The following is a 5520-nucleotide window of genomic DNA, read 5'->3' on the forward strand; positions in this document are numbered from 1 at the left end:
AAGAGGCCAGTGGCCCTGATGCAATAAATCAGCCCCAGGCTGCGTTACTCGCCCCAGGCGCTGACGAACTCGGTAGTGTCCAGCACCGGCGCAGTGCGCGGCTCGGTCAGCGGCGTGCCGACATACAGGTAACCGATCAACTCTTCATTCTGGGCCAGACCCAGGCCCTTGTGCACATGGGCATCGAAGGCCATGTCCCCGGTACGCCACACCGCCCCGATGCCTTGCGCATGCGCGGCAATCAGAATGCCGTGCGCCGCACAGCCGGCTGCCAGACGCTGCTCGGACTTGGGCACCTTGAAGTGGTCCTGCAGCTTGGCGATCACCACGATCAGCAGCGGCGCCCGCAGCGGCATGGCGCGGGCCTTGTCCAGCGCAGCCTGGCTGGCTTCGCCCTTGTTCTGCACCGCTTCAGCGAACAGCTCACCCAGCTTTTCACGGCCCTGGCCCTCGATGGTCAGGAAGCGCCATGGTCGCAGCTGGCCATGATCCGGGGCGCGCAAGGCAGCCTGGAACAGCGCCTCGCGCTGTGCGGCATTGGGTGCCGGGTCAGTCAGGCGTGGCACGGAAACACGGTTGAGCAATGCGTCGAGAGCCTCCATCGGCTACCCTCCTGGCAGTTGAATGTGCGGCCATTCTAGCGTTTACATCACCAGACCCATAGGTAGAATGGCGCCCTTCCGTTTCGAGTCAGAGCAGATCACATGGCGTTGCCGACCTTAAGGATCATTGGTTTCATCATCGGCATCTTCCTGATTACCCTCGCCGTCGGCATGGCTGTGCCCATGGCGACCCTGGTGATCTTCGAGCGCACTGGTGACATGCCCTCCTTCCTCTGGTCGAGCCTGATCACCTTCATCGCCGGCCTGGCCCTGGTAGTACAGGGCCGCCCCGAGCATGTCCACCTGCGCCCGCGTGACATGTACCTGCTCACGGTCAGCAGCTGGCTGGTGGTGTGCGTGTTTGCCGCCCTGCCGTTCCTGCTGACCCAGCACATCAGCTACACCGACGCCTTCTTCGAGAGCATGTCGGGCATCACCGCTACCGGCGCTACCGTACTCAGCGGGCTCGATAATATGTCGCCGGGTATTCTCATGTGGCGCTCGATGCTTCACTGGCTCGGCGGCATCGGCTTCATCGCCATGGCGGTGGCGATCCTGCCATTGCTCCGCATCGGCGGCATGCGCCTGTTCCAGACCGAATCGTCCGACCGCTCGGAAAAGGTCATGCCACGCTCGCACATGGTGGCCAAGTCGATCGTGGGGGTGTACGTCGGCTTCTCTATCCTCGGCTCGCTGGCCTTCTGGTGGGCGGGGATGAGCCCGTTCGATGCAATCAACCACGCCATGTCGGCAATCTCCACCGGCGGCTTCTCCACCTCCGACCAGTCGCTGGCAAAATGGGATATCCCGGCCGTGCACTGGGTCGCGGTGGTGGTCATGATCATGGGCAGCCTGCCGTTCACCCTTTACGTCGCGACCCTGCGTGGCAACCGCAGGGCGCTGATCCGTGACCAGCAGGTGCAAGGTTTGCTGGGCATGCTGGTGGTTACCTGGTTGGTCCTGGGCACCTGGTACTGGTACAGCACCAACCTGCACTGGCTCGATGCCCTGCGCCACGTAGCCTTGAACGTGACCTCGGTGGTCACTACCACCGGCTTCGCCCTGGGCGACTACAGCCTGTGGGGCAACTTTTCGCTGATGCTGTTCTTCTACCTGGGCTTCGTCGGCGGCTGCTCCGGCTCGACCGCAGGCGGTATCAAGATTTTCCGCTTCCAGGTGGCCTACATCCTGCTCAAGGCCAGCCTCAACCAACTGATCCACCCGCGTGCGGTGATCAAGCAGAAATACAACGGCCACCGCCTCGACGAAGACATCGTGCGCTCGATTCTGACGTTCTCGTTCTTCTTCGCCATCACCATCTGCGTCATGGCCCTGTTGCTGTCGTTGCTGGGCGTGGACTGGATGACCGCATTGACCGGCGCTGCCGGCACAGTTTCGGGTGTAGGCCCGGGCTTGGGTGAAGTGATCGGCCCGTCGGGCAACTATGCCACGCTGCCGGACGCGGCCAAGTGGATCCTGGCGGCCGGCATGCTGCTTGGCCGCCTGGAAATCATTACGGTGCTGGTGCTGTGTATGCCGGCGTTCTGGCGTCACTGACCCCCTCGGCGTCCGTGCCGAGGCGGGCGCGGTACTCGCTTGGGGTGGCATCGAACCAGCGGCGGAATGCCCGGTAGAAATTGCTGGGGTCGGCAAAGCCCAGCAGGTAGGCGGTTTCCAGCAGTGTCATGCCCGGCTGGGCCAGGTATTGCTCGGCCAGCTCGCGACGGGTGTCATCAAGCAAGCTCTGGAAACTGGTGCCCTCCTCCTGCAGACGCCGCTGCAAGGTGCGCTGCGACAAGTGCAAGGCCTGGGCCAGGGTTTCGCGCTTGGGTTCCCCCTGCGGCAAGATGCGGCACAACACCTGCCGCACGCGGTGGGTAACCCGGCTTTCGGAAAATCGTGCCAGGTACTCCCCGGCAAAACGGTCGTGCAGCACCGCCATGGCCTCGTTGGCAGTCGGCAGCGGCGCCTCCATGTCGGCCCGTTCGAACACCAGCGCATCGTGCGGCGCGCCGAACACCAGGGGCGAATGGAACGCCACTTTGTACGGCTCGACATTCTTTGGCTGCGGCCCCTGCACCAGTACCCGGCGCGGCTGTACCGGCCGCCCACTGAGCCATTTGCTCAGCGCCAGCGCACAGGCCAGCGATGCTTCGGCACTGTGCCGGGTCGGGGGCAGATGGTCGCCATGCACCGTCAGGATCAGCGAATAGCCCTCGTCGCCAAGGACAAAACTGAGATCGGAGCTTTCGGCGATGATGCGCTGGTACCGCACCAGGCGCTGGAAGCCTTCTGCCAGGGTGCGGCTGGACATCAATGCATAGCCCACCACATGGAACGAAGCCGGCCGTACCACGCGGGCCATGTTCAGGCCAATGGCTTCATTGCCTGACAGCTCCACCGCCAGCTGCCACAGCCGGGTCATGGAATCTTGCGGAAAACGTGCATCGGGGTCGTCGAGGGCAGCGAAGTCCAGCCCCAGTTGCTTGAACATGGACGGGCAGTCCAGCCCTTCCAGTTCGAGCGCCTTCACAATCCCTGATGCCCAGCTGGCTGACGTGGTTCTTTCGCTCATGACAGGCTTCTTTTTACCGACCGCTCCTGCGGTGAACCCCAAGGATACTCATTTGGCGCCTATTGTCACTGGTAGGCCCCGTCAGTCACTCTAGACTCGAATCAGGCTCCACGCCGTGCATCTTGTCCAGAAGTATTAATCCCGGAGCACTGCCATGAACCGCACAGCGCAGTATCGCAGTTTTGCCGAGTTCTATCCTTACTACCTGGGGGAGCACAGCAACCCCACCTGCCGCCGCCTGCACTTTGTCGGCACCAGCTTGGTAATAGCGCTGCTGGCCTACACCATTGGCAGTGGCAAGTGGTTGCTTTTGCTGGCCGTGCCGCTGTTCGGCTATGGCTTCGCCTGGGTCGGGCACTTCTTTTTCGAAAAGAACCGGCCGGCGACCTTCACCTACCCGCTGTACAGCCTGGCCGGGGATTTCGTGATGTTCCGGGATATCTTGCTGGGCAAGATCCGGCTGTAGACATTGAGGGCGGGTTGCGGCCCCATGGTTCTGCAGCCTCTAAGCCGGCTCACGCGACGCCGCCACTGCCTGCGCTTCCCGCGCCTGGGCATCGGCCAACCGATACAGCTCGATACGGCCATCCCAATGCTCGATCAGCGCCGTGCACGACTCCACCCAGTCTCCGCAATTGAGGTAGTCCACCTCGCCCACCTTGCGGATCTCGGCATGGTGGATATGCCCACACACCACCCCGTGCAAACCACGCCGGGTGCACTCATGGGCAATGGCATCCTCGAAGTCGCTGATGAAGTTCACCGCGCCCTTGACCTTGTGCTTCAGGTACGCCGACAGCGACCAGTAACCATAGCCATACCGCGCACGCCAGTGGTTGAGCCAACGGTTGAGCACCAACGTGAACCCGTAGGCACGATCACCGAGAAACGCCAGCCAGCGGTGGTAACGGGTAATCACGTCGAACTGGTCACCATGGATCACCAGCAGGCGGCGGCCATCGGCGGTCAGGTGTTCGGCCTCATCCACCAGCTGGATGTTGCCCAGGATCAGCTTCGAGTAGCGGCGCAGGAATTCGTCATGGTTGCCGGTGACGTAGATCACCTCGGTACCGCGCTTGCTCATGGTCAGCAAGCGGCGGATCACGTTGGTGTGGGCTTGTGGCCAGTAAATGCCACCGCGCAGTTTCCAGCTATCGATGATGTCGCCTACCAGGTACACGCGGTCGGCCTGGTAGCCCTTGAGGAACTGCGACAGGTGTTCGGCCTGGCAGTCGCGTGTCCCCAGGTGGACATCGGAGATCCACAGGGTACGCACGCGTTGCTTGCGCGAGGGACGGGAGAGTTCGGCATGGGTCATGGACAGGCTCCGGCGCAGTTTGCTGGAGACTGGCAGGCGCGCATGACAGCGCCGTGGCAAAACGGTTACCGGTGATCGCCTGCCGGGAATGAGGCACAATGCGGATCTGCCCTGCGAGGACGCCCCATGACCGCCGGCCCGATACTCTCGCTGCGCCATTACCGCGACAGCCTGATCGCCCACAGCCACGAACACCCGCAACTGGTGTTCGGCCTGCGTGGCCGCCTGGAGTTCGAGGTACAGGGGCAAGGCGCCGGGATCGACCGGCAAGGGCTGGTCGTGGTCCCGGCAGGCGCGCATCACACCTGCGCCAGCGATGGCGGCAGCCACTGCCTGGTGCTTGATGTGCCTGGCGAGCAGTGGCTGCACGAGCAGCTGGGCGAGCATGCCGATGCCAGCCGCCGCCTGCTCGACCGCCCCGCCGCGCTGGGCCTGGACGACCGTCAGCAACAGTTGGTGGACTGGCTGGCGGCCAGCCCCATGGACGACCCGCTGATTGCCCGGCAAGGCGCAGCGCTGTTGCTGGCCAGCCTCAACTGCACGGCAGCAGCCAACGTGCGCCCCAGCCAGCGCCTACCCTATGCAGCCTTCGATGCCCATATCGAGCAGCATGCTGCCTACCCGTTGCAGGTCGCCGACCTGGCGCGCATCGCCGGGCTGTCCGGCGCCCGGCTGCATGCGCGGTTTACTGCCGAATGCGCCATGACACCGATGGACTACATTCGCCAGCGGCGCTTGCTCAAGGCGCGGCGGCTGGTGGTGCAGACCGTGCTACCGATGAGTGAAATTGCGGCGCAGGTGGGGTATTGCTCGCAGAGTGCGTTTTCAGCGGCGATGTTGCGGGCGTTCGGGTGTACGCCAATGGCTTTGCGGCGAGAGCCTGGCGACAACTGACAGCAGTCTTGCGACAGAAATCGTTGGCCTGTGGTTTTACACTTTGCCAGTGCCGGCCTCTTCGCAGCACAAGGCTGCTCCTACAGAATACGCACAGTCCCTGTAGGAGCAGCCTTGTGCTGCGAAGAGGC

Annotated in this window: 6 protein-coding genes; 3 read left to right on the forward strand and 3 right to left on the reverse strand. The window is 63.3% G+C overall.

Features of this window, described 5'->3' with window-relative positions; translation table 11 throughout:
• Positions 1-44 precede the first annotated feature (44 nt).
• Positions 45-602 carry an NAD(P)H nitroreductase gene (locus ACK1VC_RS26660; protein ID WP_016488520.1) on the reverse strand — a complete coding sequence of 186 codons (558 nt, stop codon included), beginning with the start codon at positions 600-602 and terminating at the stop codon, positions 45-47.
• Between the two features lie 102 nt (positions 603-704).
• Here ACK1VC_RS26660 and ACK1VC_RS26665 point away from each other — a divergent pair, with 102 nt between their 5' ends.
• Positions 705-2159: a TrkH family potassium uptake protein gene (locus ACK1VC_RS26665; RefSeq protein ID WP_016488521.1), complete on the forward strand. Its 1455-nt coding sequence runs from the start codon at positions 705-707 to the stop codon at positions 2157-2159.
• Here ACK1VC_RS26665 and ACK1VC_RS26670 read toward each other — a convergent pair.
• Positions 2116-3177 (reverse strand): AraC family transcriptional regulator, encoded by a 1062-nt coding sequence (locus ACK1VC_RS26670; protein WP_016488522.1) that lies wholly within the window; start codon positions 3175-3177, stop codon positions 2116-2118. The genes ACK1VC_RS26665 and ACK1VC_RS26670 overlap by 44 nt on opposite strands.
• A gap of 154 nt (positions 3178-3331) precedes the next feature.
• Between ACK1VC_RS26670 and ACK1VC_RS26675 the strand changes: the two genes are divergently transcribed.
• Positions 3332-3643, forward strand: coding sequence for a DUF962 domain-containing protein (locus ACK1VC_RS26675; protein ID WP_016488523.1), 312 nt, complete (start codon positions 3332-3334; stop codon positions 3641-3643).
• Positions 3644-3682: 39 nt separating this feature from the next.
• Here ACK1VC_RS26675 and ACK1VC_RS26680 read toward each other — a convergent pair whose 3' ends face one another.
• Entirely contained in the window at positions 3683-4495 is an 813-nt protein-coding gene (locus tag ACK1VC_RS26680) for a UDP-2,3-diacylglucosamine diphosphatase (RefSeq protein WP_191086859.1), read from the reverse strand.
• 126 nt (positions 4496-4621) lie between these two features.
• On the opposite strand from ACK1VC_RS26680, the gene ACK1VC_RS26685 reads away from it, so the two are divergent.
• Complete coding sequence (locus tag ACK1VC_RS26685; protein WP_016488525.1) at positions 4622-5389, forward strand: helix-turn-helix domain-containing protein; 768 nt, start codon at positions 4622-4624, stop codon at positions 5387-5389.
• Positions 5390-5520 lie beyond the last annotated feature (131 nt).

The organism is Pseudomonas sp. XP2, assembly GCF_053557975.1.

What these genes read in the sequence shown, in the direction of transcription:
- ACK1VC_RS26660 (WP_016488520.1), bottom strand. Translation starts at nt 602, where the DNA reads ATGGAGGCTCTCGACGCATTGCTCAACCGTGTTTCCGTGCCACGCCTG.
- ACK1VC_RS26665 (WP_016488521.1), top strand. Translation starts at nt 705, where the DNA reads ATGGCGTTGCCGACCTTAAGGATCATTGGTTTCATCATCGGCATCTTC.
- ACK1VC_RS26670 (WP_016488522.1), bottom strand. Translation starts at nt 3,177, where the DNA reads ATGAGCGAAAGAACCACGTCAGCCAGCTGGGCATCAGGGATTGTGAAG.
- ACK1VC_RS26675 (WP_016488523.1), top strand. Translation starts at nt 3,332, where the DNA reads ATGAACCGCACAGCGCAGTATCGCAGTTTTGCCGAGTTCTATCCTTAC.
- ACK1VC_RS26680 (WP_191086859.1), bottom strand. Translation starts at nt 4,495, where the DNA reads ATGACCCATGCCGAACTCTCCCGTCCCTCGCGCAAGCAACGCGTGCGT.
- ACK1VC_RS26685 (WP_016488525.1), top strand. Translation starts at nt 4,622, where the DNA reads ATGACCGCCGGCCCGATACTCTCGCTGCGCCATTACCGCGACAGCCTG.